Genomic DNA, 24,742 nt, shown 5'->3' with positions numbered 1-24,742 from the left:
CTCACACACCTCCGGTCAGGGTGACCCCGCCGTCGACGACGAGCACCTGGCCGGTGAGCCAGGCCGCGTCGTCGGAGAGGAGGAAGGCCACCACGCCGGCGATGTCCTCCGGCACGCCGAGCCGCTTGAGGGGGTAGGCGGAGGCCACCTCCTCCTCGCGGCCCTCGTACAGCGCGGTCGCGAAGCGGGTCTTGACGACGGCCGGGGCCACCGCGTTGACCCGGATGTCCGGGCCGAGCTCGACGGCGAGCTCGGCGGTGATGTGCGCGAGCATCGCCTTGCTGGCGCCGTAGAAGCCGATTCCCGGGGCGGGCCTGAGGCCGGCCACGGAGGAGACGTTGACCACCGAGCCGCCCCGCTCGCCCATGCCGGCCCGGTGGGCCTGCTGCACCCAGGACAGCGCGGCGAGGCAGTTGACCTCGAAGATCTTGCGGGCGGCGTCGAGATCGAGGTCGACCATCGGCCCGTAGACGGGGTTGATGCCGGCGTTGTTGACCAGCAGGTCGACGGCGCCGAAGGCCTCCTCGGTGCGCTTGAGCGCGTCCACCTGGTGCTCGACGTCGTCACCCTTGCCGGCCACCGCGATCGCGTGCTCGGGGCCGCCGAGGGACGCGACGGCCTCGTCGAGCGCCTCCTGCTTCCGCGCGGTGACGCACACCTTGGCTCCCTCGGCGACGAGCCGCTCGGCGATGCCGAGGCCGATCCCCCGGCTCGCGCCGGTGACCAGGGCGACCTTGCCCTCGAACCGGCGGGTCACGACAGACGCTCCAGCACCATCGCCATGCCCTGGCCGCCGCCGACACACATGGTCTCCAGACCGAGCTGCTTGTCGTGGAACTGCAGGGAGTTGACCAGCGTGGAGGTGATCCGGGCGCCGGTCATGCCGAAGGGGTGGCCGACCGCGATCCCGCCGCCGTTGACGTTGAGGCGGTCGACGTCGATGCCGAGCTCACGGGCGGACGGGACCACCTGCGCCGCGAAGGCCTCGTTGATCTCCACGAGGTCGATGTCGCCGATGGTCATCCCGGCCCGGGCGAGCGCCTGCCGCGAGGCCTCCACCGGTCCGAGGCCCATGATCTCAGGGGAGAGCGCGGTGACGCCGGTGGACACGATCCGGGCCAGCGGGGTGAGCCCGAGCTCCGCGGCCTTGGTGTCGGACATGATCACCACCGCGGCGGCGCCGTCGTTGAGCGGGCAGCAGTTGCCGGCCGTCACCGTCCCATCGGGGCGGAACACCGGCTTGAGCGCCGAGACGGCCTCCATCGTGACCCCGGCGCGGGGCCCGTCATCGGTGCTGACCACGCTGCCGTCGGGCAGGGTGACCGGGGTGATGTCGCGCTCCCAGAACCCGTTGGCGAGCGCCTGCTCGGCGAGGTTCTGGCTGCGGACGCCGAACGCGTCCTGGTCCTCGCGGCTCACGTTCATCAGCTGGGCGACGTTCTCGGCGGTCTGCCCCATCGCGATGTAGGCGTCGGGGAGGTCGCCGTCCTCGCGGGGGTCGGACCAGGTCTGCCCGCCGGCCGCGAGCTTCTCGGTGCGCAGCACGGCCTCGTCGAAGGCCGGGTTCCGGGTGTCGGGGAGGCTGTCGGCGCTGCCCTTGGTGAAGCGGCTGACGGTCTCCACGCCGGCGGAGACGAACACGTCGCCCTCACCGGCCCGGATCGCGTGCAGCGCCATCCGGGTGGTCTGCAGCGAGGAGGAGCAGTAGCGGTTGACCGTCGTGCCCGGTACTCGGTCGAGGCCGGCGAGGACGGCGACGATCCGGCCCATGTTGAAGCCCGACTCACCTCCGGGCTGCCCGCAGCCGAGCATCAGGTCGTCGATGTCCGAGGGGTCGAGCGCCGGCACCTTGGCCAGCGCGGCCCGCACCATCTGCACGGCGAGGTCGTCGGGACGCATGTCCTTGAGGGAGCCCTTGAACGCGCGTCCGATCGGCGAGCGGGCGGTGGAGACGATGACTGCTTCAGGCATGAGCCGGCCTTCCTGGCCGCGTCGCGACCGGGTGTGGGGGTGGTGGGTCAGAAACCGAGGTCGCGGCCGATGAGCTCCTTCATGATCTCGTTGGAGCCGGCCCAGATCTTGGTCACGCGGGCGTCGCGCCAGGCGCGGGCCACCCGGTACTCGTTCATGAAGCCGTAGCCGCCGTACAGCTGGACGCAGTGGTCGAGGACCTCGTTCTGCACCTGCGCGGTCCACCACTTCGCCTTGGCGGCGTCGATCGGGGTGAGCTCCCCCTGGGTGTGCGCGATGACCGCCTGGTCCACGAACGCCTGGGTCACCTCGACCCGGGTGACCAGCTCGGCGAGCAGGAACTTGTTGTGCTGGAAGGCGCCGATCGACTGCCCGAACGCCTTCCGCTCGCGGGCGTACTCGATGGTCTCCTCGAGGATCTGCGCGGCGTGGGCGAGGTTGGTCACCGCCGAGCCGAGGCGCTCCTGGGGCAGCCACTGCATCATGTGGATGAAGCCGTTGTCGACCTCCCCGACGACGTTCGCCGAGGGCACCCGGACGTCCTCGAAGAACAGCTCCGCGGTGTCGGACTCGTCCTGCCCGACCTTGTCGAGCTTGCGGCCGCGGGAGAAGCCCTGCATGCCGGCCTCGACGGCGAAGAGCGTGATGCCGCGGGCCTTCTTCTCCGGGCTGGTCCGGGCCGCGACGAGCACCAGGTCGGCGGAGTAGCCGTTGGTGATGAAGGTCTTCGAGCCGTTGAGGACCCAGTCGTCGCCGTCCTGGACCGCGGTCGTCTTCAGCGCCGCGAGGTCGGACCCGCCGGAGGGCTCGGTCATCCCGATCGCGGTGAGCAGCTCGCCGGTGCAGAAGCGCGGCAGCCACCGCTCCTTCTGCTCCTCGGTGGTCAGGTGCACCAGGTACGGCGCCACGATGTCGGCGTGGATGCCGACGCAGGACGGCAGCGCCATGTTGACCTTGGCGAGCTCCTCGGTGAGCACGGCGTTGAACCGGTAGTCACCCGCCTCCGAGCCGCCGTACTGCTCGGGGATCTCCAGGCCGAGGAAGCCCTGCTTCCCCGCCTCCAGCCACAGCTCCCGCGGCATCGACTTCTCCGCGACGTGCTCCTCGAGGTGCGGTTTGACCTGACGGTCCAGGAACTCCCGGACGGAGTCGCGGAACGCCTCGTGGTCGGAGTCATAGATCGAGCGCTTCAACGAAAACCTCACAGCTGGTGGACGGTCACGAGCGTGACTAAGCGCTTGCTTATCTCACGGCGTGTGGCCTAGCGTTCCCGACGTGCCACTCCCCCGTCAACACCCCGCGGACCGGTGACCCTGTGAGCCAGGTCACCAGGACCGACGCCCGGGACCGGCTGGTCGCGGCCGCGGTCGAGTCCTTCGCCTCCAAGGGCTTCCACGGCACCACGACCCGCGACATCGCCTCCGCCGCGGGCATGAGCCCGGCCGCGCTCTACGTGCACCACCGATCCAAGGAGGACCTGCTCCACCTGATCTCCCGCACCGGGCACGAGCTGACCCTGCGCCTGGTCCAGGAGGGGGTGGCCAGCGCGGACGAGCCGGTGGGCCGGCTGGTCGCCGTGGTGCGCGGATTCGTGGTCCACCATGCACGCAACCACACCAGCGCCCGGATCGTGAACTACGAGCTCGCGGCACTCAGCCCCGCCCACCTCGAGGAGATCGCGGGTCTGCGCCGGGCGATCGAGCAGGAGCTGCGCGACGTGGTCGAGGACGGCGTACGCCTCGGCGCGTTCACCACCTCGAACCCGAGGATGACGGCGCTCGCCCTGCTCTCCCTGGGCATCGACGTGGCCCGGTGGTTCCGCGACGAGGGCGAGTGGGACCCCGAGGACGTCGCGGCCCACTACTGCGAGCTGGCCCTGAACATGGTCGGCGCGATTTCACGCTGACGACGTACCCCGGTCCGCGCGTCGCCTTATTACGGCTAATCGTGAGTATCGCGGCGTAGCGGCAATCAGGTCGAATATCTCGCACTCCGTCGATAAAAGAGATAACGACCATCGACAGTCATTTCGGACATTGGCCATTTCGGACATTTGTCCCGAAGTCCTACCCGGTTGTCGCGAACAGCACTTACGGTCATCGATCCTCCACCGTTCACCTGTATGGGCAGGGGTTCCGGCAGCCGCGAGAGGCTTGCGGAAAAGGTAAAGGCTTGCCCGTTAAATGCCTGTGTCGAGCGACACTATGGCAATGTTTTTCTTCGGTTTCGTAGCGGCCGATCGCGCCGTGCCCGTACGGTCGAAGAAATCTAGAAAGGCCAACGGGGAAACGGCGATCGGCCGTGGTTGGTCGTGAATTGGGGCGGGTATCGATGGGGCACGCGCACACTGGGGAAGACTCCACCACAAAACAGATTCACACCGTCGGGTGCCTGGTCCACGACCGGCCTCGACGCAACCTGAAGCACCCACGCGTCAGCGTGGTCATCCCGACCAGGAACGAGGCTCGGAACCTCCCGGCCGTCTTCGCGCGGCTCCCGGCGCACCTCTACGAGGTGATCGTGGTCGACGGGAGCTCCACCGACGACACCATCGAGGTGGCGCGCTCGCTGCGCCCCGACGTGCGGATCGTCCGGCAGGTCGGCAACGGCAAGGGCAACGCCCTGTCGACCGGGCTCTCGGAGGCACGGGGCGACATCCTGGTCACGCTCGACGCGGACGGGTCCACCGACCCCGCCGAGATCCCGCGGTTCGTGGGGGCGCTGGTGGCCGGGGCCGACCTGGTCAAGGGCTCGAGGTTCGCGCAGGGCGGGGGCAGCGCCGACATCACACGGTCGCGCCGCCTCGGCAACCGGGCCCTGTGCGGGCTGGTCAACCGGATCTACGGCACCAGCTACACCGACCTCTGCTACGGCTTCAACGCGTTCTGGGCAGACTGCCTGACCCTGCTGGAGACCCCGCGTCCCCAGCTCGGCGCCGCCGGCGTCACCGACGCGGAATCGCCCTTCGGGCGCGGCTTCGAGGTGGAGACCGTGATCAACGTGCGCGCGGCGAAGGCGGCGTTGCGGGTCTGGGAGGTGCCCAGCTACGAGTGCCGGCGCATCCACGGGGTCAGCAACCTCAGCGCGATCCGCGACGGCTTCCGCGTGGTCGGCCGGATCTGGTCGGAGAGCCCGGCGCTGTCGGCGCGCTACCACGGCACCATGGCCGCGCCGCGCGAGGCCGTGCACGGGCTGCTGCCCGAGCCGACCCCGGCCGTGGCGCAGCACGACGACGCGGTCGTGGACGCCACCGGGTCGTTCCAGGCGCAGGTGACTCCGCTGATCCCCGAGCAGCCCACCGCGGCGCGGGCGCGGAGCAGCAACGGGCACCCGGCGGTCGAGCGGTGACCCAGTCCTCGGCCGGCGCGGGGGACCACACCGTCTCCGTGGTGGTGTGCGCCTTCACCGAGGATCGCTGGGGAGACCTCACCGACGCGCTGGCGGCCCTGCAGAGCCAGTCCCGCCGTCCCGACGAGGTGGTGCTCGTCATCGACCACAACGACGTCCTGCGGCTGCGCTCGGAGCAGGCGTGGGGGTCGCGCGTGGCCGTCGTGGCGAACGACCGTGGGAGGGGACTCTCGGGAGCCCGCAACACCGGCGTCGAGGCGGCCTCGGGCAGCATCATCGCCTTCCTGGACGACGACGCGGTCCCGGAGCCGGACTGGCTTGAGCGGCTGCTCGCACCGTTCGCCGAGCCAGAGGTGGTCGCGGTCGGAGGGGCCGCCCTCCCCCGCTGGAGCAGCGAGCGCCCGCGCTGGTGGCCGCGCGAGTTCGACTGGATCGTCGGCTGCTCCTACCGCGGGCTCCCCGAGCACGGCGGCGACGTCCGCAACGTCATCGGCGCCGCCATGGCCTTCCGGGCCGAGGTGTTCGCCGAGGGTGAGCGGTTCTCCGCCGCCGTCGGCCGGGTCGGCACGGCGCCGACCGGCTGCGAGGAGACCGAGCTGTGCATCCGGGTCCGGCGTCGCCGGCCGGAGGCGAGGATCGTCTTCGAGCCCACCGCGCGCGTCCTGCACCGGGTCACCCCGGCCCGCGAGAGGGTGTCGTACTTCGCCCGGCGCTGCCTCGCCGAGGGGCACTCCAAGGCCGCCGTGTCCGAGCTGGTCGGGGCCCACGACGGGCTGAGCACGGAGCGCACCTACGTCACCCGGACCCTGCCGTCCGGGGTCGCGCGAGGGGTGGGTGCGGCGGTCCGCGAGCGTGACGCCGCCGGGCTCGCCCGCGCCGGCATGATCGTCCTGGGGCTGACCGTCACCGCGGCCGGCTACGCGCACGGCCGGTACGGGCAGTGGCGCCGGCGCCGTCCGGCCTCCGTGCCCGAGGACCTCTCCGTGCCCGAGGACCTTCCCGTGCCCGAGGACCTTCCCGTGGCCGAGGAGCTTCCCGTGGCCGAGGAGCTTCCCGTGGCCGACGCCGACGGGCCGACCCGGCCGTTCCGACCGGTGCGCCTCGTCGAGCTCGAGCTCACCGACCCGCGGCCGGTCGCGCCTCAGGTGGACCTCGAGACCGGCCGCACCTACGAGCGTGGCCGTGTCCTGGTGCGTCAGGGCGGCCGGCCCGTGGGTGTGCTGGACACCGATCTCGTCGCGGGTGGTCTTGGCGCCAGGGAGCTGACCCCCATCCGCGCCCGTTTCCAGGCCGCAGCCGCACCCGGGGAGTCCTCCCCCGACGAGACGGCTGCGGGCGCGGCGATGCCGGGCGGGCTCGCGGCGTCGGTGGTGATCGCGACCCATGACCGGCCCGAGGCGCTGTGCCGTTGCCTGGACTCCGTCCTCGCCACCGGCTACCCGGACCTGGACGTGGTCGTCGTGGACAACGCCCCGAGCTCGTCGGCCACCTACGACGTGGTGACACGGCGCTACCCACAGGTGCGGTACGTGCGCGACGACGTACCGGGGCTCGCGCGCGCCCACAACACCGGGTTGAGCCTCGTGCACAACCCGGTCGTCGCGTTCACCGACGACGACGTGGTCGTGGACCCCGGCTGGGTCCGCGCGCTGGTGGCGCAGCTCGCCGCGGCGGACGACGTCGGCTGCGTGACCGGCCTGATCTGGCCCGCCGAGCTGGAGACCGTCGCGCAGGCGCTGATCGAGGAGCAGGGCGACTTCGGGAAGGGCTTCGAGCGGCGCCGGTTCAACCTGGACGGCTCGCGGCCGGCGGACCCGCTCTTCCCCTACACCGCGGGCAGCCTCGGCTCCGGCGCCAACATGGCCTTCCGCACCTCCGTGCTGCGCGAGCTCGGCGGCTTCGACCCCGCGCTCGGGGCCGGCAGCCGCGGCCGGGGCGGCGACGACCTGGCCGCCTTCGTCGACGTGATCCTGGCGGGGTACGCGCTGGTCTACGAGCCAGCGGCGATCGTGCACCACCACCACCACCACCGGCGCGAGCTCGAGGCCGTGCGCGCCCAGGCCCTCGACTACGGGGCGGGGCTGTCGGCGTACCTCACCCGGCTTGCGGTACGGCGGCCGTCGGTGCTCGTGGACTTCGTCCGGCTCGGACCCCGCGCCGTACGGCACCTGCTGACCGGGTCCGGGGCTGCACGCTCCGGCGAGGACGTGGACGGGTCCGAGGACCCGTCCGCCCGCCGGCGGGAGCTGCTGCGGCTGCGGCTGCTCGGCGTCGCCCAGGGCCCCCTCGCCTACGCCCGGGGCGCCCAGGACGCACGCCGCGCGAAGGCGGCGAGCACCCGATGAGCCGTGTGCCGATCCTGCTGTACCACAGCATCGCCGACGAGGCCTCGCCTCGCTTCCGTCCCTGGACGGTCAGCCCGGCGCTGTTCGCCGCGCACATGGACCACCTCGCGGCGGAGGGCTACCGGCCAGTCACGGTGAGCCGGCTCGAGGGCGCGGCCACCGGCCACGGACCCGCCCTGCCGGAGAAGCCGGTGCTGGTCACCTTCGACGACGGGTTCGCCGACTTCCACACCGCGGCGCTCCCCGTCCTCGAGCGGCACGGGTTCCCCGCCACGCTCTACGTCACCTCCGGGTACGTCGGGCGCACCGCACGGTGGCTGGAGCGCGAGGGCGAGGGCGACCGGCGGATGCTGACGTGGGCCGAGCTCCAGGACGTCGCCGAGCGCGGCGTGGAGGTCGGCGCCCACAGCCACACCCACCCCAAGCTCGACGAGATCGGGAAGCGCGCCGCGAGGGACCAGATCGTCCGAAGCCGGCGCGTGCTGGAGGACCACCTTCAGCGGCCGATGCGCAGCTTCGCCTACCCGCACGGCTACCACGGGCCGCGGGTGCGTCAGCAGGTCGTGGACGCGGGTTTCTGTTCGGCCGCGGCGGTCCGTCACGCCATGTCCTCCACCGAGGACGACGTGTTCGGCCTCGCCCGGATCATCGTCCACGCGGACACCACCGTGCCCGAGCTCGACCGGCTGCTGCAGGGTCACGGCCTCCCCCAGGCGCCGTACCCGTCTCGCTGGCGGACGGGCGCGTGGCGTGCGGTCCGCCGTGGCGTGCACGCGGTCTCGCCCGGCGCCCGAGAGGGGCGGCACGCATGAGCACCACACGGCACGCCACCACCGGCGTCGGGCGGGCTCCGCCCACCGTCGTCTCCCCCGCGCCGCGGTCGGCTTGGCGGGAGCTGGTCGCCGCCGACCCGCAGGCGATGCCCACCCAGTCCCCGGAGTGGCTCGACGCCCTCTGCACCAACGGCGGGTACGTCGACGCGAGCCGCCTCTACCGCACCGCCGACGGGGGCAGCGCGCTGCTGCCCCTGGCCCGGCGGGCGCACCGGCCCCCGCACGCCGCGGGCCGCGAGTCGATGCCGAACGGCTGGGGCTTCGGCGGACTCCTCTCCGACCGGGAGGTGACACCCGGCCTGGTCGCGACGGTGCTCGACGACCTCCGGGGAGAACCGGCACTGCGCATCCACGTACGGCCCAACCCGCAGCACGCGGAGGCCTGGGCCCGGGCCGCACGGGGCCGGACGGGTGTCTCCACCCGGCCGGCCTGCGCGCACGTCCTCGACCTGAGCGGAGGGTTCGACGTGGTCTGGCGGGAGCGGTTCCGCTCCCAGACCCGGACCCAGGTCCGCCGGGCCGAGCAGCTCGGCGTCGAGGTCGAGACGGACACGACCGGGCGGCTGCTGCCGGAGCTCTACCGCCTGCTGGAGATGTCCACCGACCGGTGGGCCGAGCACCAGCACGAGCCCTCCCGGCTCGCGCACCTGCGGCTGCACCGGCGGGACCCGCTGCACAAGTTCGCGACCATCGCGGACCTGATGGGCGAGGGGTGCCGCGTGTCGGTGGCCTGGTACCAGGGGAAGCCGGCCGCCGCGATCCTGGTGCTCCGCGGCCGCAACGCGCACTACACCCGCGGCGCCATGGACCCCGAGCTGGCCGGCCCCTCCCAGGCCAACCGGCTGCTGCACAAGGTGGCCATCGAGGACGCCTGCCGGGCCGGCTGCGCCAGCTACCACATGGGCGAGTCCGGGGACTCCGACGGCCTGTCGCAGTTCAAGAGCCGGTTCGGCGCGGTCGCGACGCCGTACGCGGAGTACTGGGTGGAGCGGCTGCCGCTCACCCGCGCCGACGCCGCGCTGCGCGGTGCGGTCAAACGCGTGATCGGGTTCCGCGGTGCGTAGGCCGTCGCTCCGCCTGCTCGGGGTGCTGGTGGCCCTGGTCCTCGCGGCCGGCCTCACCAGCTGCCTCGTCCCCGAGAGCGAGCCCACCGACGCCATGGCCGGCTGGCGGAAGGTCTTCGGCGACGAGTTCGACCGGTCGAGCCTCGACCGCGGCCGGTGGACGACCTGCTACTGGTGGGACGACGACGGCTGCACCAACAGCGGCAACAACGAGCGGCAGTGGTACCGCAGGGGCAACGTGAGCGTCGACGACGGCGTGCTGCGCCTGACCGCCCGCCGGCAGGCGGTGCGCGGCTCGGACGGGCGCATCTACCCCTTCACCTCCGGCATGGTCACGACCGGCCGCAGTACCGACCGGCTGTCGAAGCCGCCGCGGTTCGGGTTCCGGTACGGCCGGGTCGAGACGCGGATGCGGCTGCCCGAGGGCCAGGGGCTCTGGCCGGCGATGTGGATGCTGCCCGTGAGCCACCGGTCCGATCCCGAGATCGACGTCGTCGAGGTGCTCGGGCACACGCCGCGGCTCGTGCGCGCGCACTTCCACTTCACCGACGAGCACGGCCGGGAGCGCAATCCCGGCGACGGACTACGCCTCCCTGACACCACCGCGACGTGGCACCGCTACACCCTGGACTGGTCCCCCGAGCAGCTCGTCTGGTACGTCGACGGGCGCCGGATGTGGACCTTCAAGCGGGAGCGGTACGTCCCGGACGAGCGGATGTACCTCATCTTCAACCTCGCCGTCGGCGGGGACTGGCCGGGACCGCCGACCGCGGCCACGGAGTTCCCCGCCGCCATGGTGGTGGACTACGTGCGTGTGTGGAAACGCAGGCCGTGAGCCATGGCCACACCGAGGAACCCGCCGGCCGGCCTGCGCGTGCGCCTGCTGCGCCACCTGCGCCACCCGCTGATCCGCAACGGCTACGCGCTCGTGCTCAACTCCGGGAGCGCCGCGGTCCTCGGCATGGCGTTCTGGGTGGTCGCGGCACGAAGGTACGACGTCGGCACGGTGGGGGTGAACGCCGCCCTGATCGCGGCGCTGACCCTGCTCTCGACGATCTCGCAGCTAAACCTGTCCAACGTGCTGAACCGGTTCCTGCCCGGTGCCGGTCGGCGCACCGGGCGGGTGATCCTCGGCTGCTACCTGGCGAGCGTGGGGATGTCGGTCGTGGTCGGGCTGGTGTTCCTCGCGGGGACCGCGCGGTGGTCGCCCGAGCTCGCGTTCGTGAGCCGCGACCCCCGCCTGTCCGCCTGGTTCATGCTGGCGCTGGCGCTGTGGTCGCTCTTCGTCCTCCAGGACGGCGCGCTCTCGGGGCTGCGCCGCTCGAGCTGGGTCCTCGGCAAGAACACCGTCTTCGGCGCCGTCAAGCTGCTGGTCCTGCTCCTGCCCGCGGTGGTGGCGATGCGGACCGGGATCTTCCTCGCCTGGACGGTGTCCATGGTCCCGCTGCTCGTGGTCGGCAACGTGCTGATGTTCCGTCGGCTGGTGGCCGGCCGGGTGGCGGACGCCGCGCCCGCGCGGGCGTCGGTCGCGGTGCGCCCCATCGCCCGCTTCGTCGCGGCCGACTACGTCGTGGCGCTGGCCGGGACCGGGCTGATCAGTGCCCTGCCGATCCTGGTGCTGGAGCTCTCCGGGGACGCGGAGGCGGCGTACTTCTCGATCGCGTGGAGCATCTCCTACACGCTCTACCTGGTCAGCCGGGGCATGGCGACCTCCCTGCTGGTCGAGGGGGCGACGGAGCCGGCCCGGCTCGGTGAGTACAGCTACCGCGCCGCCGTACAGACCGGGGTGCTGCTCGCGCCGCTCGTCGCCGCCACGGTGCTCCTCGCACCCCTGATGATGCGGGTCTTCGGGCCCCAGTACGCCGAGGGCGCCACCACGGTCCTCCGGCTGCTGGCCCTGTCGGCGATCCCGTCGGCGGTGATCGTGGTCTACAGCGCGGTGGAGCGGGTGCAGGGCCGGATGCTGCGGCTCGTCGTGGTGACGCTGGTGGTCAACGTCGGAGCGCTCGCGCTGAGCGCTCTGCTGCTGGAGACCTACGGCCTGGCCGGGATCGGTGTGGCCTGGCTGCTCACCCAGGCGGTCGCCGCCACGGGCGTGCTCCTCACCGTGCTGCTGCCGCTGTGGCTGCCTCACCTCGACGCGCGCCTGCTGACCCGGCTGGTGCGCCCGGTCCGCGGTGTCCGGGAGCGGGTGCGCCGGCGCCGGGAGCTCCGGCTGCTGCGCTCCGACTACCCCGCCGTCGCCCGGGCTCTCGGGCTGGACCCGGCGTGGCGGGTGCTGCGCGTGGTGACGACGGTGGGCGACGTGTCCGTCGCGCTGCTCGGCGCCGGCTCCCCCGCGGCGCTGCTGAAGTACGCCCGGACCCCCGCGGGCACCGAGGCGCTCACCCACACCGGCGGGGTCGTGGACACCCTGGCCGGCGACCCGCGGCTCGGGGCGTGGACGTGCGTGCTGCCGCGCCGGCTGGGGAGCGCCCGCACCGCCCGGGGCGACCTGGTCGTGGTCGAGGAGCTGCTGCCGGGCGAGGACGGCCGCGCGGTGCTGGGCTCCGCCGCCCGCGACGCGGGGGTGGCGTCCCTCCTGGCGTCGGCCGCGACGCTGCACACGAGCACGGGCAGGGCGGCCCGCGTCGACGATCCGCTGCTCCGTGCCTGGGTGGACGAGCCGGTCGCGGTCCTGGCCGGCTGGTACACCGACGCCGGACGGTCGATCCCCGCCGCCCTGGACCGGCTGCGCGACGTGCTCCGGGCCGGGCTCGAGGGCCGGGAGGTCAGCGTCGGCTGGGTGCACGGCGACCTCGCGCCCGGCAACGTGCTGCTCTCCACCGACGGCCGGCAGGTGTGCGGGCTGGTGGACTGGGAGCGCGCGACGTCCACCGGACTGCCCCAGGTCGACGTCGTCCACCTCCTGCTGACCGTCCGGATGCTGACCGAGGGCCGCGAGCTCGGCGACCTGGTGTGCGACCTGCTGCCCCGGGCGCGGGACGGGGCGGCGGGCGCCGTACAGCCGGGGAACCAGGCGGCCGAGCCGACCGGAGACCCACTCGACGACCCGGTGCTGGTGCTGCTCACCTGGCTGCACCACGTCAGCGGGATCGTCGCCAAGACCGACCACTACGCTCCGCGCTCGGTGTGGGCCGCGCGCAACGTGGACGTGGTGCTCGACCAGCTCGACCAGCTCGACCAGGCCGGTCATCCCGGGCTCGCCTGGGCCCCGTGGGGCAGCCCGCCCCAGGAGTCCACGACCAGCTCGGCATGACGCGGGAGACGAGATGGCCATCGTGACCTCGACGGACGCCGAGCCGGCGGGACGCCACGCGCGAGGAACACCGGACCGGGCCACGGTCACCGCCTTCGCCGAGATCGCGGCCGTGATGGCGCTGTGGTTCTGGTCGCTGTCCCGCGTCGACCCCGGGGAGATGACCGACCTCGGCCTGGTGTCGGTGCTGCCGGTGACCGCCTTCGTCGCCCTGGCCGCGCTGGCCCTGAGCTTCGGCCTGGCGCTGCTCCGGGTCCCCGGGACGGGCGCACGGCTGCTCACGGCGTACCCGCTGGCGCTCACGCTGATGGTCTACCTGACCCCGCCGCTGGTGTACGACACGGCGCGGTACTCCTGGGCCTGGAAGCACGCCGGGATCGTCGACTACATCGACCGGACGGGCGGGGTGGACCCGTTCATCGACGTCCTCACCGTCTACCACAGCTGGCCCGGCTTCTTCGCCTTCAACGCCATGCTCACCGACCTCGCCGGGCTGGACTCCGCGATGAGCTACGCCGCCTGGGCGGAGGTCTTCTTCAACCTGCTCACCGTCGCCGCGGTGGTGGCGCTGCTGCGCGGGCTCACCGACGACCCGCGGACGGTGGCCGTGGCCGCCTGGATCTTCGTGCTCGGCAACTGGGTGGGCCAGGGCTACTGGTCCCCGCAGGCGATCAGCTACGCGTGGTACCTGCTCGTGGTGGCACTGCTGGTGCACTGGTTCCCGGGGCGCCCGGCCGCGGGCGTGACCCACGCGGTGACCACCCCCGCCCGGCGCGCAGGGCTGATGGGCGTGGTCCTGCTGCTGCTGTTCTGCATCGTCAGCACGCACCAGCTGACCCCGGTCGTGACGCTCCTGACGGTGACCGTGCTGGTGCTGACTCAGCGCACCAACGCCACCACCCTCCCGCTGCTGGTCACGGTGCTGGTGGGCGGCTGGCTGCTGTACGTCGCCGCGCCGTTCACCGAGACCACCCTCACGGAGGCGCTCGCCGCGATCGGCGCGGTGGACGAGAACGTCGAGGGCACCCTGATCCAGTACGACGCGATCAGCACCGGCCAGCTCCTGGTGTCGATGATGAGCCGGGCCCAGACCGTGGCGGTGGTGCTGCTCGCCGGGGCCGGGGTCATCGCGCGACTGCGGCGGGGGCACCGCGGCTACACGGCGTTCTTCCTCGCGGCGGTGCCGTTCACGATCGTCATGTTCAGCCCGTACGGACACGAGATCCTGTTCCGGGCGTACCTGTTCGCGCTGCCGGGCCTGGCCTTCTTCGCCGCCGCGCTCCTGTGGCCACCCAGCTCCGTGGTCACGCCGCACCGCATGCGGGTGCTGCTGGGCGTCAGCCTCGCACTGATGGTCGGTCTGCTGTTCTCGCTGTTCGGCAACGACCGGCAGTACCACTTCACCGAGCGCGAGGTGGCCGCCGCCGAGTACGTGTACGACGTGGCGCCGCCCGGCACCCTCCTCGTGGAGGGCTCGCGCAACTACCCCGCGCAGTTCGAGAACTACGACCGGTTCACCTACGTGCCGATCGCCCGGGAGGCCGAGGAGGACCGGCTCGAGATGGTGCAGCACCCGGTCCGGGTGCTCCGACGCTGGATGGGCGACTCCTCCTACGCGGCGTCGTACCTGGTCATCACCCGCTCCCAGAAGGCCGAGACCGAGGCCCTCGGCGAGATGCCCGGCGGCGGGCTCCAGTCGATCGAGGAGGCCCTGTTGAAGTCACGCGCGTTCCGGGCCGTCCTCCACAACGAGGACGCCAGCGTCTTCGTCCTGCGGACCCAGCTCGTCGAGAGCGGCGAACCGACGGCCACGGGTGGTGCCCGATGAGCCGGCCCTCGGCGTGGGCGGTGCTCGCGCCGCTCTCCGCGCTGCTGGCCGTCACCAGCGTGGTGGCCGGGTTCGGGGCGCCGCTCCAGCCGCTGCTGGTGGGCTGGTTCCTGCTGGTCTGCCCCGGGATGGCGTTCGTGCCGTTGCTGCGGGTGGGGAGCCCGCTGCTGGAGCTGGCGCTGGGCGCGGCGGTCAGCATCGGGCTCGGGGTGGTGGTGGGGCAGGTCATGGTCTTCACCGACATGTGGTCGCCGCTGGGAGGTCTGCTGGCGCTCTCCGTGGTCACGGTGGGCGGCGCCGCCGTACAGCTGGTCGTCGCCGGGGTGTTCCGGCCGGCCGTCGTGGAGCGGGGGAGGTAGGGCGATGGAGTCGCTTCCCGTCATCGCGCTCGTCGGTGTCCTGGTCGTGCAGACGCTGCTGCGCGCCCACCACGCGACACCTCAGGCGGCGTGGGAGGAGCGGCTGCCGTCGGTGGTGACCACCTTGAGCGCGCTGGTGGCGGTGATCTTCCTGCTGCGGGTGCTGGAGATGGTCTCGGGCTGAGGAGCCCCGGGCGGGGCAGGGTCCCCCGGGCGTGGTTGGTTGTGGTGTAAAAATCCACCACTTTGGGCACCGTGACCCAACGCACACCACTCCCGAGGAGCCCGTATGTCGTCCATCCTCAGCCGGCAGCGCATCGTCGCCGGCCCGGGGTACAGCCGCTGGCTGATCCCACCCGCCGCGCTCGCGGTTCATCTCTGCATCGGCCAGGTCTACGCCACCAGCGTGTACAAGAACGCGCTCGTGGCCCACTTCGACACCAGCCTCACCGCGATCGGCGTGATCTTCTCGATCGCGATCGTCATGCTCGGCCTGTCGGCCGCGTTCTTCGGCACCTGGGTCGACCGCAACGGCCCGCGCGCGGCGATGGTCGTCTCCGCGGTCTTCTGGTGCTCCGGCTTCCTGATCGGTGCGCTCGGCATCAGCACCCACCAGCTGTGGCTGGTCTACCTCGGATACGGCGTCATCGGCGGTATCGGCCTCGGTATCGGCTACATCTCCCCCGTCTCCACGCTGATCAAGTGGTTCCCGGACCGTCCGGGTCTGGCGACCGGCATGGCGATCATGGGCTTCGGCGGCGGTGCGCTCGTGGCGAGCCCGCTGAGCTCGCGGCTCATGGCGCTCTACGACCCGTCGTACGACGCCACCGACCCGACCTCGGTCGCCAGCGGCTCCGCGGTCGCCATGCTCTTCCTGACGCTGGCGGCGGTCTACTTCGTGTTCATGATGTTCGGGGCCGCGACCGTCCGGGTCCCCGCCGACGACTGGAAGCCCGAGGGCTTCGATCCCGCCCAGCTCAAGGAGCGGGCGATGGTCACCACCGCGAACGTCTCCGCGAACAACGCGATCAGGACGCCGCAGTTCTGGCTGCTGTGGACCGTGCTGTTCTGCAACGTGACCGCGGGCATCGGCATCCTCGAGCAGGCCGCTCCGATGATCCAGGACTTCTTCCGTGAGGGCGGCACCTCTGCCGTCAGCGCCACGGTCGCCGGCGGCTTCGTCGGCGTCCTGTCGATCGGGAACATGGCGGGCCGCTTCGCGTGGTCGACCACCTCGGACCACATCGGCCGCAAGCCGATCTACATGGTCTACCTCGGCGTCGGGATGGCGGCGTACATCACGCTGGCCCTGATCGGCCAGACGTCCACGGCGCTGTTCGTGCTGCTGGCGTTCGTGATCCTGTCGTTCTACGGCGGTGGGTTCTCGACGGTCCCGGCGTACCTGCGCGACCTCTTCGGTACCTTCCAGGTCGGCGCGATCCACGGCCGCCTGCTGACCGCGTGGTCGGCCGCCGGTGTCGCCGGGCCGCTCATCGTGAACGCCTTCCTCGATGCGCAGGGCACCCCCGGCGAGCTCACGGCCGAGGCGTACCGCCCGGCGCTGCTCACCATGGTGTGCCTGCTCGCGGTCGGGTTCCTCGCCAACCTGATGGTGAAGCCGGTCAGCGAGAAGCACCACGAGCCGAAGACCGAGACCGAGCCCGAGCCGGCCGCTGCCGGCGTGAGGAGCTGACCATGACCGCACGTATCGCAGCCAGCTGGGCGCTCGTCGGCCTGCCGCTGGCGTACGGCCTCTTCGAGACCGTCCGCAAGGCGAGCACGCTCTTCGCGGGCTGACGCCCGGGCGCAATCGCTCCCCACGAAGGGGCGGCGGAGCACATGCTCCGCCGCCCCTTCTGCATGCCCGACCAGGTCTTGGGCTTCAGGGTCGGGCCGGCTGGGCGGTGGAGGGCAGGCTCCGCCGCCCCGTGGCGTGGGTTCGCGGTCAGGCGGTGTGGTCGAGGGGTGCGGTGCCGGTGTGGTCGACGCGGTAGCGGCGGCCGTGGGGTGAGCGCCACAGGTAGGTGCCGGGTTCGGGTTGGGTGTAGCTCCAGCCGCCGTGGGTCTTCAGCCGGTGATGTCGCCGGCACAGCGGGGCGAGGTTGCCCGGGGTGGTCTGCCCCGGTGGTCCGCCGGCACTGGGCGGCAGGTAGGGCCGGACGTGGTCGAGGTCCTTGCGGCGAGTGAGGTTGTTGCACCAGGGAAACGGGCAGCACGGGCTGCGCAGCAGCACCGTCTCCCGCATCCGGTCCGGGACCTCGTAGGCGTCCACGCTCGCCCGGTCGCCGAGGTCGAGGACCGGGGTGATGGTGACGTCGGTCCGGCCGACCCAGTCCCGGATCTGCTGCACGGTGACCGCCCCGAGACCCTCGACCCGGCCGACCGCCCCGCCCCGTCCGGCCTCGGTCGCGGGGGCACCGTGGAACCGGAGGGCGTCGGCGTGCAGGTGCACGTAGAGCACCACCCGCGCCGCCCGGCCGCCGCGGCGGCGAGAGGCGGTCCGCGCGGTGTCGAGAGCGCCCGGGTTCTCTTCCTGGTCGGCCTGGGGCCCGGGGCCGCTGAGCAGGTCCAGGGTGCTCTGGGGGTCGGCGATCACGCCGACCGCCTTCGCCCGGCGCACGTCGGCCAGGTCGTCGTCGCCGAGCGCGCCGAGCACGTCGGCGATTCGGCCGATCGTGGCCCCGAACGCGGCCGCGTCCAGTGCGTCGGCCTCGATCCGGATCGACCGGGTCCCGTCGGTCATCTCGTCGCCGACCCACACCCCGCGCCGCTCCGCGGCCGCCAGCGCCCGCCGTTCGGCCTGCTCGGGGTCGAACCGGAGCAGCGCGGCCTCGACCAGGGCGACCACCCGGGCGGTGCCGATCTTGTGCGCGAACCCGACCACCTGCGCGTCCACCCAGCCCGCGGCCTCCACCGGCAGGCACCGGGTGCGCTGTGCGAGCAGCCGGGCCCGCCACGCCGGCAGCGTCCCGGTCGCCACCGCCGCCCACAACCGCGGCAGCCGGTGCCGCAGCTCCAACGCGTCGCCGACCAGCAGCTGCCCGGCCGCGGTCGACAGGCCCAGTGCCGAGGCCAGCTCCGCGGCCGCGAACTCCGCCACCTCCGGCGTCCCGGGTCCGGCCAACCGCATCGACCGCTCCATCCCCGGCACCCGGACCCGGTCCGGCGACCCGTCCCCGGCCGGCACCGGGTGCAGGTCCGCCCAGTGCGCGGCCAACCCCAACAGCTCCGCCTCCGCCGCATCCGCGGCACGCCGCCGGGCCACCGCACGGTCTACCACCGCGGCCGGGTCGAGTCCTCCGAGTGTGTCGAACATGTGTTCGAGTCTAGAGCCGACCACCGACAGTTCTCCGAGAGAGGACAAGGACGCAAGGAATCGCTGCAGCTCCGGCGGCAGCTCCGCGCCCAGGCGAGCGGACGCTCCGACAGACGCCGAAGGGCGGCCGAGCACGTGCTCGGCCGCCCTTCGGCGGAGGCTTCCCGGGCCCCGCCGCAAACCCGACGCGAGGACCGACGGACCGTCAGCTCAGCTGGTTCGGCGCCACCCGGGACTTGTGCCCCTCGTCCTTGCCGAGCGAACCACCGGCTCCCGAGATCGCCCCGCCCGGCGTCTCGTCGGCCGGGATCAGCCGCACGATGACCGACTTCGACGTGGGGCAGTTGCTGCCGATCGCGGTGGAGTCCAGCGGGATCAGCGGGTTCGTCTCCGGGTAGTACGCCGCGGCGCAGCCCCTCGGCTGGTCGTAGGAGATCACCCGGAAGCCGTTGGCCTTGCGCTCGGAGCCGTCCTCCCACTCGCTGACCAGGTCGACGAACTGGTCGACCTCCAGCCCCAGCATGTCGATGTCGGCGGGGTGCAGGAAGACCACACGACGCCCGCCGGAGACGCCGCGGTAGCGGTCGTCGAGCCCGTAGATCGTGGTGTTGAACTGGTCGTGCGAGCGCAGCGTCTGAAGCAGCAGCCGCCCCTCGGGCACATGGAGGATGTCGAGCGGGCTCACCGTGAAGACCGCCGCGCCCTCCTTGGTCGGGAAGGTCCGCGTGTCACGCGGCGGGTGCGGCAGCACGAACCCACCGGGACGGTCCACCTTCTCGTCGTACGCCTCGCAGCCCGGCACCACGCGGCTGATCCGGCGGCGGATCTCGGTGTAGTCGGAACGGAACGACTCCCACGGGATGTCGTAGCGGTCGCCCAGCGTGGCCAGCGCGAGCGAGCAGACGATGTCCACCTCGCTGCGCAGGTGCTTGCTGGCCGGCTTGAGCGGCCCCCTGGAGGCGTGCACCGCGGACATGGAGTCCTCGACGGTGACCCGCTGCTCGCGCCCGCCGGTCATGTCCTTCTCGCTGCGGCCTAGAGCCGGGAGGATCAGCGCGGACTTGCCCGGTACGACGTGGGAGCGGTTGAGCTTCGTCGACACCTGCACCGTGAGGTCGGCGTTGCGCATCGCCTGCTCGGTCACGTCGGTGTCCGGCGCGGCGGCCGTGAAGTTCCCGCCCATCGCGATGAAGACCTTCGCCTTGCCGTCGCGCAGCGCCCGGATCGACTCGACGGTGTCGAGCCCGTGCTCGCGCGGCGGGTCGAACCCGAACTCCGCCTGGATCGCGTCGAGGAAGTGCTGCGGCGGACGCTCCCAGATCCCCATCGTGCGGTCGCCCTGCACGTTGGAGTGCCCGCGGACCGGGCAGAGGCCGGCGCCGGGCTTGCCGATGTTGCCCTGCATGAGGGCGACGTTGGTGATCTCCTTGATCGTGGCCACCGCGTTGCGGTGCTGGGTGATGCCCATCGCCCAGCAGATGACCGTCGCGTCGGAGTCGCGGAACATCTGCGCGGCCATCTCGATCTGCTCGCGGCTCAGGCCCGTGGCCCGCTCCACCGCCGCCCAGTCGAGCTCCTTGAGGCTGTCGGCCCACTCGTCGAAGCCGGTGGTGTGCCGCTGAACGAAGTCGTGGTCGACGTGGCCGGTCTGCAGCAGCAGGTGGCCGATCGCCTGGAACAGCGCGAGGTCCCCGTTGATCCGGACCGGGAGGAACTCGTCGGCGAGCTCGGTGCCGTGGCCGATCAGGCCGGCCGGCTTCTGCGGGTTGTTGAACTTGATCAGCCCCGCTTCCTTCAGCGGGTTCACCGCGAGGATCTTCGCGCCGTTCTTCTTGGCCTGCTCGAGCGCGGTGAGCATCCGGGGGTGGTTCGTGCCGGGGTTCTGCCCGATCACGACGATCAGCTTCGCCTCGTGCACGTCCTGCAGCGACACGCTGCCCTTGCCGATGCCGATCACCTCGGCGAGAGCGATCGAGGTCGACTCGTGGCACATGTTCGAACAGTCGGGCATGTTGTTCGTGCCGTAGGCGCGCACGAAGAGCTGGTAGGCGAATGCCGCCTCGTTGGAAGTGCGTCCCGACGTGTAGAACAGCGCCTCGTCGGGGCTGGCGAGCCCGTTCAGGTGGCCCGCGACCAGCCCGAACGCGTCGTCCCACGAGATCGGCTCGTAGTGGGTGGCGCCCTCACGGAGCACCATCGGCTCGGTGATCCGGCCCTGCTGCCCCAGCCAGTAGTCGGTGCGGTCCGCGAGCTCGCGGACCGAGTGCTGCCGGAAGAACGCCGGGTCGACGCGGCGCTTCGTGGCCTCCTCGGTGACCGCCTTGGCGCCGTTCTCGCAGAACTCGGCGGTGTGCCGGTGCGACGGGTCGGGGTCGGGCCACGCGCAGCCCTGGCAGTCGAAGCCCTCTGCCTGGTTCAGCCGCAGCAGGGTCCGGGCGGTGCGCGAAACGCCCATCTGGCTGATCGCCCGCTTCATCGAGACCGCGACGGCGGTGGCGCCGGCTGCGGCACGCTTCGGCTTCTTGACCTCGACGTCTGCCTCGTCGATGTCTTCCCTGGGTGCGTGCGTGGTCATCGGTGCCTCCGAGCGGTTCCGTCTTCTGAGTACTTCCTAGTGCCTCAACCACGGCGACTCAAACCCCGCCGGGCACCATGCTGCACACTGTGCCCCATGGTCTCGACGAACCAGACGCCGCACTCCCCCTCACCGTACGCCGCGTTCATCGCCGGCCTGCCGAAGGCCGAGCTCCACGTGCACCACGTCGGCTCCGCCTCGCCCGAGACCGTCGCGAAGCTCGCCGCGCGCCACCCCGGCCGGGTCCCCAGCGACCCCGCCGCGCTCGCGGAGTACTTCGCCTTCCGTGACTTCGCGCACTTCGTCGAGGTCTACCTGTCGGTGGTCGACCTGATCGTGGACGGCGAGGACGTACGACGGCTCACCTACGAGGTCGCGCGCGAGATGGCCGGCCAGAACATCCGGTACGCCGAGCTCACCATGACGCCGTACACGTCCGAGCTGCGCGGGATCGCGCCGGAGCTGTTCGTCGAGGCCATCGAGGACGCCCGGGTGGCCGCCGAGCGGGACCACGGCATCGCGCTCCAGTGGATCTTCGACATCCCCGGCGAGTCCGGCCTGCCCGCCGCCGAGGGCACCCTGCGCGCGGCGCTCGACCACGGCCCGTCCTCCCTGGTCGGGTTCGGCCTCGGCGGCCCCGAGATCGGGGTGCCGCGGCCGCAGTTCAAGCCGTACTTCGACCAGGCCCGGGCCGCCGGGCTGCGCAGCGTCCCCCACGCCGGGGAGACCACCGGTCCGCAGACCGTCTGGGACGCGCTGAACGACCTCGGCGCCGAGCGGATCGGCCACGGCACCTCCGCGGCGCAGGACCCCGCGCTGCTCGAGCACCTCGCCGCGCACGGCATCCCGCTCGAGGTCTGCCCCACCTCCAACATCGCCACCCGGGCCGTGGAGCACCTCGACGTGCACCCGATCCGGGCCATGGTGCAGGCCGGCGTCACCGTCACCGTCAACAGCGACGACCCGCCGATGTTCGGCACCCACCTCAACCGGGAGTACGAGATCGCCGCCCGGCTGCTCGACCTCGACGAGGCCGGCATCGCCGGGCTCGCCCACAACGCGGTGGACGCGTCGTTCATGGACGACGCCGGCAAGGCCGCGCTGTCGGCCGAGATCGACGGCTACCTCGTCGCGCACACCACGGGCACCACCGCCGGCGGGGCCGCAGGCAGCAGCATCGGCAGCACCGGCGCCTGAGCCCCCTCCGCGGTCCGCGGACCGGCGGCCGAACCTCCACGCCGGGCGGAACCAGTCAGGCGGGCCCGGTGGCCGCCCGCGCCTCCGCGCCGGCGAGGCTGGCGGCGAACGCCTGCGCCACGGCGACCATCTGCTCGACCAGGCCCGGCTCGGCCGACCCGGCGAACCGCTCCGCCGGCCCGGACAGAGACAGCGCCGCGGTCACCTTGCGGCCCTCGCCGACCGGCACCGCGACGCACCGCACGCCGATCTCCTGCTCCCCCTCGTCCGCGGCCCAGCCGCGCTCGCGGGTGCGCTCGAGCTCGGCGGTGAAGTCGGCCACCCTCGTGATCGTGTGCTCGGTGTAGCGCGGCAGGCCGGTACGGCGCACCAGCCCGATCGCCCGCTCCTGCGGCAGCGCGGCGAGCAGCACCTTGCCGACCGCCGTGGAGTGCGGCGGGACGTGCCGGCCGACCTCCGCGAACATCCGGAGCGTGTGCGGCGAGGGCACCTGCGCCACGTAGACGACGTCGTCGCCCTCGAGGACCGCGAGGTTGGCGGTCTCCCCGGACAGGGCGACGAGCTCGTTGAGATAGGGGCGCGCCGTGCGCGCCAGGGACCGCTGGGCCGCCTCGCCGAGGCGCAGCGCCGCGGAGCCGACGGAGTACTTGCGGGAGATGTCGTGGCGGACGTAGCCGCGGGCCTGGAGGCTGCGGAGCAGCCGGTGGGCGGTGCCCTGCGGCAGCCCGGTCAGCTCCGCCACCTCGCCCACGCCCATCGGCGCGTCGGACCCGGCGAGGGTCTCGAGCACGTCGAGGGCCCGGTCGACGGACTGGACGGAGCCCGGGGCGCGAACGCGCGCGTCCGCGACCTCTGCAGCTCCGTCCATGTCCGCCACCTCTGACCTCGCTAGGGAACCATCCACCCGAGCACGGGCGTCGACTGCAGGAAGACGATCAGGCACATCAACGCCAGCAGCACCAGGCTCCATCCCAGCACCCTGCGGAAGATGTCACCCTCCCGGCCCGCCATGCCCACCGCGGCCGCCGCGATGGCGAGGTTCTGCGGGCTGACCATCTTGCCCATCACGCCACCCGAGGAGTTCGCCGCGGCGAGCAGGACCGGGTCGAGCCCGGCCTGGGCCGCGGTCTGCACCTGGAGAGCGCCGAAGAGCGCGTTCGCGGAGGTGTCCGAGCCGGTCACCGCGACCCCGATCCAGCCGAGGATCGGCGAGAGCAGCACGAACAGGCCGCCGGTCCCGGCGAGCCAGACACCCAGCGTCGTGGTCTGGCCGGACAGGTTCATCACGTAGGCCAGGGCGAGGACCGCCATCACCGTGACGATCGCCCAGCGCAGCTCGTGGTACGTCGCGGCGTACGTCTTGAGTGCACGGGCCGGGGAGATCTTGAGGATCAGCGCGGTGATGATGCCGGCGAAGATCATCAGGGTTCCGGCGGCCGGGAACCAGTTGAAGTTGAACGTCGTGGACGCGAGCGGCTCACCGGCGGAGTTCGCGACCTCGAGCCCGGGCCACGCGAACGCGAAGGTCCACGGCTCCTGGGCGAGGGCCTCCTTGACCGCGGGGATGTTGGCGATCGAGAAGATCGCGATGATCACCAGGTACGGCGCGTAGGCCTTCGCGACCTCGCCGCGGCCGTCCCTGACCGGGCCGTCGGTGCCGGCGCCCGTGCCGGAACCCGTCCGGGAGGTCCCACCGGGCGCGTTCGCGGCAGCGTGCCGGGTGGCCTGGCCGCCCACGGTCGACTCGGCGCCGACACCGCCGGCACCTCCGGCGGCACCGGTCGTCTCGGTCTCGGCGGTGGTGATCGCCTCGGCGGGCTTCCACACCCGGAGCAGGCCGACCACGGCAGCGGCGGCGACCAGCGAGGCCACGATGTCGGTCAGCGGGACCGAGATGTAGTTGGCCGCCACGAACTGCGCGACACCGAAGGAGAGACCGGCGACCAGGGCGGGCAGCCAGGTCTGGCGCAGGCCACGCTTGCCGTCGACCACGAGGACCAGCACCAGCGGCACGATCACCGCGAGGATCGGCGTCTGCCGGCCGACCATGCCACCGAGGGTGTCGATGTTGAGCCGCGGGTCGTTGTTGACGCCCGAGGTCACCTCGGCCAGCGTGACGATCGGAGTGGCCAGCGCACCGAAGGCGACCGGTGCGGTGTTCGCGATCAGCGCCACCGCCGCCGCCTTGATCGGCTCGAAGCCGAGCGCGAGCAGCATCACCACGGTGATCGCCACCGGCGTGCCGAAGCCGGCCAGGGCCTCGAGCAGCGCGCCGAAGCAGAACGCGATGATGATCGCCTGGATCCGGTGGTCCGGGCTGACCAGCTCGAACGAGCGGCGCAGCACCCCGAAGTGCCCGGTCTCCACGGTGAGGTTGTAGACCCAGATCGCGTTGATCACGATCCACAGGATCGGGAAGAAGCCGAACGCGGCGCCCTCACTGCCGGCGAGCAGGGCCTGCCCGAACGGCATCTCGAACAGGACCACCGCCACGAACAGCGCGACCGCGAGCGAGATGAGCCCGGCCATCCAGGCCTTCATGCGCAGTCCTCCGAGGAGGATGAACAACGTGACGAGTGGGATGGCCGCTGAGAGGGCGCTCAGTACGAGCGACCCACCGACCGGGTCAAGGATCTGCTGGAACATG

20 protein-coding genes are annotated in these 24,742 nt (G+C 72.2%); 13 read left to right on the top strand and 7 right to left on the bottom strand.

Annotated features, from left to right (window positions below):
- Position 1 precedes the first annotated feature (1 nt).
- From K1X13_RS07530 to K1X13_RS07520, 3 genes are read right to left on the bottom strand one after another with little or no spacing between them, the layout of a single operon-like run.
- A complete protein-coding gene (locus K1X13_RS07530) occupies positions 2 to 757 on the bottom strand; it encodes an SDR family oxidoreductase (RefSeq protein ID WP_221024315.1) in 756 nt (251 codons plus the stop codon).
- A complete protein-coding gene (locus K1X13_RS07525; protein WP_221024314.1) occupies positions 754 to 1,971 on the bottom strand; it encodes an acetyl-CoA C-acetyltransferase in 1,218 nt (405 codons plus the stop codon). The genes K1X13_RS07530 and K1X13_RS07525 overlap by 4 nt, the downstream gene beginning before the upstream one ends.
- Positions 1,972 to 2,018: 47 nt before the next feature.
- Complete coding sequence (locus K1X13_RS07520; RefSeq protein WP_221024313.1) at positions 2,019 to 3,164, bottom strand: acyl-CoA dehydrogenase family protein; 1,146 nt, start codon at positions 3,162 to 3,164, stop codon at positions 2,019 to 2,021.
- A gap of 122 nt (positions 3,165 to 3,286) precedes the next feature.
- Between K1X13_RS07520 and K1X13_RS07515 the strand changes: the two genes are divergently transcribed.
- The 12 genes from K1X13_RS07515 (at position 3,287) to K1X13_RS19890 (ending at position 16,804) form a co-directional block, all read left to right on the top strand.
- Complete coding sequence (locus K1X13_RS07515; protein ID WP_221024312.1) at positions 3,287 to 3,877, top strand: TetR/AcrR family transcriptional regulator; 591 nt, start codon at positions 3,287 to 3,289, stop codon at positions 3,875 to 3,877.
- Positions 3,878 to 4,410: 533 nt separating this feature from the next.
- The gene (locus K1X13_RS07510) at positions 4,411 to 5,319 is read left to right on the top strand and encodes a glycosyltransferase family 2 protein (protein WP_221024311.1); all 909 of its coding nucleotides are present in this window, start codon (positions 4,411 to 4,413) and stop codon (positions 5,317 to 5,319) included.
- The gene (locus tag K1X13_RS19630; protein WP_221024310.1) at positions 5,316 to 7,664 is read left to right on the top strand and encodes a glycosyltransferase family 2 protein; all 2,349 of its coding nucleotides are present in this window, start codon (positions 5,316 to 5,318) and stop codon (positions 7,662 to 7,664) included. Before K1X13_RS07510 ends, K1X13_RS19630 begins: the two co-directional genes overlap by 4 nt.
- Positions 7,661 to 8,476, top strand: coding sequence for a polysaccharide deacetylase family protein (locus K1X13_RS07500; RefSeq protein ID WP_221024309.1), 816 nt, complete (start codon positions 7,661 to 7,663; stop codon positions 8,474 to 8,476). Before K1X13_RS19630 ends, K1X13_RS07500 begins: the two co-directional genes overlap by 4 nt.
- Positions 8,473 to 9,561, top strand: a complete 1,089-nt coding sequence (locus tag K1X13_RS07495) for a GNAT family N-acetyltransferase (RefSeq protein WP_221024308.1) — start codon at positions 8,473 to 8,475, stop codon at positions 9,559 to 9,561. Before K1X13_RS07500 ends, K1X13_RS07495 begins: the two co-directional genes overlap by 4 nt.
- A complete protein-coding gene (locus K1X13_RS07490) occupies positions 9,554 to 10,396 on the top strand; it encodes a glycoside hydrolase family 16 protein (RefSeq protein WP_221024307.1) in 843 nt (280 codons plus the stop codon). Before K1X13_RS07495 ends, K1X13_RS07490 begins: the two co-directional genes overlap by 8 nt.
- Before the next feature lie 3 nt (positions 10,397 to 10,399).
- Positions 10,400 to 12,820 (top strand): phosphotransferase, encoded by a 2,421-nt coding sequence (locus K1X13_RS07485; RefSeq protein WP_221024306.1) that lies wholly within the window; start codon positions 10,400 to 10,402, stop codon positions 12,818 to 12,820.
- Between the two features lie 22 nt (positions 12,821 to 12,842).
- Positions 12,843 to 14,648, top strand: a complete 1,806-nt coding sequence (locus tag K1X13_RS07480) for a hypothetical protein (RefSeq protein ID WP_221024305.1) — start codon at positions 12,843 to 12,845, stop codon at positions 14,646 to 14,648.
- Positions 14,645 to 15,007, top strand: a complete 363-nt coding sequence (locus K1X13_RS07475) for a hypothetical protein (RefSeq protein WP_221024304.1) — start codon at positions 14,645 to 14,647, stop codon at positions 15,005 to 15,007. The genes K1X13_RS07480 and K1X13_RS07475 overlap by 4 nt, the downstream gene beginning before the upstream one ends.
- A gap of 4 nt (positions 15,008 to 15,011) precedes the next feature.
- Positions 15,012 to 15,191 (top strand): hypothetical protein, encoded by a 180-nt coding sequence (locus tag K1X13_RS07470; RefSeq protein ID WP_221024303.1) that lies wholly within the window; start codon positions 15,012 to 15,014, stop codon positions 15,189 to 15,191.
- Between the two features lie 105 nt (positions 15,192 to 15,296).
- Complete coding sequence (locus K1X13_RS07465; protein ID WP_221024302.1) at positions 15,297 to 16,700, top strand: OFA family MFS transporter; 1,404 nt, start codon at positions 15,297 to 15,299, stop codon at positions 16,698 to 16,700.
- Between the two features lie 2 nt (positions 16,701 to 16,702).
- On the top strand, positions 16,703 to 16,804 hold the full coding sequence (locus K1X13_RS19890; RefSeq protein ID WP_443678911.1) for an MFS transporter small subunit: 102 nt from the start codon (positions 16,703 to 16,705) through the stop codon (positions 16,802 to 16,804).
- A gap of 148 nt (positions 16,805 to 16,952) precedes the next feature.
- Here the strand turns inward: K1X13_RS19890 and K1X13_RS07460 are convergent, their stop codons facing one another.
- Positions 16,953 to 18,323: an HNH endonuclease signature motif containing protein gene (locus tag K1X13_RS07460; protein ID WP_221024301.1), complete on the bottom strand. Its 1,371-nt coding sequence runs from the start codon at positions 18,321 to 18,323 to the stop codon at positions 16,953 to 16,955.
- Between the two features lie 205 nt (positions 18,324 to 18,528).
- Positions 18,529 to 20,898, bottom strand: coding sequence for an FdhF/YdeP family oxidoreductase (locus K1X13_RS07455; protein WP_221024300.1), 2,370 nt, complete (start codon positions 20,896 to 20,898; stop codon positions 18,529 to 18,531).
- A 96-nt stretch (positions 20,899 to 20,994) separates the two neighbouring features.
- On the opposite strand from K1X13_RS07455, the gene K1X13_RS07450 reads away from it, so the two are divergent.
- Positions 20,995 to 22,095 (top strand): adenosine deaminase, encoded by a 1,101-nt coding sequence (locus tag K1X13_RS07450; RefSeq protein WP_221024299.1) that lies wholly within the window; start codon positions 20,995 to 20,997, stop codon positions 22,093 to 22,095.
- Positions 22,096 to 22,150: 55 nt separating this feature from the next.
- Here K1X13_RS07450 and K1X13_RS07445 read toward each other — a convergent pair whose 3' ends face one another.
- Both K1X13_RS07445 and K1X13_RS07440 read right to left on the bottom strand, forming a co-directional pair.
- Complete coding sequence (locus tag K1X13_RS07445) at positions 22,151 to 22,963, bottom strand: IclR family transcriptional regulator (RefSeq protein WP_221024298.1); 813 nt, start codon at positions 22,961 to 22,963, stop codon at positions 22,151 to 22,153.
- 20 nt (positions 22,964 to 22,983) lie between these two features.
- Positions 22,984 to 24,741 carry an L-lactate permease gene (locus K1X13_RS07440; RefSeq protein WP_221024297.1) on the bottom strand — a complete coding sequence of 586 codons (1,758 nt, stop codon included), beginning with the start codon at positions 24,739 to 24,741 and terminating at the stop codon, positions 22,984 to 22,986.
- Position 24,742: the final 1 nt, after the last annotated feature.

The organism is Nocardioides jiangsuensis, assembly GCF_019679455.1.
Classification (GTDB): domain Bacteria; phylum Actinomycetota; class Actinomycetes; order Propionibacteriales; family Nocardioidaceae; genus Nocardioides_C; species Nocardioides_C jiangsuensis.
This window is presented reverse-complemented; position numbering and strand designations above follow the sequence as displayed.

Coding starts and splice junctions, on each gene's coding strand:
- K1X13_RS07525 (WP_221024314.1), bottom strand. CDS start 1,971: ATGCCTGAAGCAGTCATCGTCTCCACCGCCCGCTCGCCGATCGGACGC.
- K1X13_RS07500 (WP_221024309.1), top strand. CDS start 7,661: ATGAGCCGTGTGCCGATCCTGCTGTACCACAGCATCGCCGACGAGGCC.
- K1X13_RS07495 (WP_221024308.1), top strand. CDS start 8,473: ATGAGCACCACACGGCACGCCACCACCGGCGTCGGGCGGGCTCCGCCC.
- K1X13_RS07485 (WP_221024306.1), top strand. CDS start 10,400: ATGGCCACACCGAGGAACCCGCCGGCCGGCCTGCGCGTGCGCCTGCTG.
- K1X13_RS07475 (WP_221024304.1), top strand. CDS start 14,645: ATGAGCCGGCCCTCGGCGTGGGCGGTGCTCGCGCCGCTCTCCGCGCTG.
- K1X13_RS07470 (WP_221024303.1), top strand. CDS start 15,012: ATGGAGTCGCTTCCCGTCATCGCGCTCGTCGGTGTCCTGGTCGTGCAG.
- K1X13_RS07465 (WP_221024302.1), top strand. CDS start 15,297: ATGTCGTCCATCCTCAGCCGGCAGCGCATCGTCGCCGGCCCGGGGTAC.
- K1X13_RS19890 (WP_443678911.1), top strand. CDS start 16,703: ATGACCGCACGTATCGCAGCCAGCTGGGCGCTCGTCGGCCTGCCGCTG.
- K1X13_RS07460 (WP_221024301.1), bottom strand. CDS start 18,323: ATGTTCGACACACTCGGAGGACTCGACCCGGCCGCGGTGGTAGACCGT.
- K1X13_RS07455 (WP_221024300.1), bottom strand. CDS start 20,898: ATGACCACGCACGCACCCAGGGAAGACATCGACGAGGCAGACGTCGAG.
- K1X13_RS07450 (WP_221024299.1), top strand. CDS start 20,995: ATGGTCTCGACGAACCAGACGCCGCACTCCCCCTCACCGTACGCCGCG.
- K1X13_RS07445 (WP_221024298.1), bottom strand. CDS start 22,963: ATGGACGGAGCTGCAGAGGTCGCGGACGCGCGCGTTCGCGCCCCGGGC.
- K1X13_RS07440 (WP_221024297.1), bottom strand. CDS start 24,741: ATGTTCCAGCAGATCCTTGACCCGGTCGGTGGGTCGCTCGTACTGAGC.